The organism is Mesorhizobium sp. M7A.F.Ca.MR.362.00.0.0, assembly GCF_004023175.1.
Lineage (GTDB): Bacteria > Pseudomonadota > Alphaproteobacteria > Rhizobiales > Rhizobiaceae > Mesorhizobium.
On sequence record NZ_RZTF01001225.1, the window covers coordinates 1 to 217 of the forward strand.

General features: G+C 30.9%; 1 protein-coding gene. It reads left to right on the forward strand.

Annotation, left to right across the window (positions count from 1 at the left end):
- On the forward strand, window positions 1–217 hold a 217-nt coding region (locus EOC06_RS41340; RefSeq protein WP_206631522.1), incomplete at both ends, for a hypothetical protein.

The following is a 217-nucleotide window of genomic DNA, read 5'->3' on the forward strand; positions in this document are numbered from 1 at the left end:
GATTAAAGGTGATGCACAACCTAAAAAAATAGTAAGACGACTTATACGTCAGATTATTAGAAAAGACAAGAATGTGGGTTTGTTAGATTTTAGTCAAAAATACGCAGATTATGTGGTATGGAATCAGGGAAACTCTTTTCACTTTAATCAAGAAATAAAGGTTAAAACTCAATTAACCAGAGTTCATTTTTCAAAAGATATGGAACATCCTCAAGAT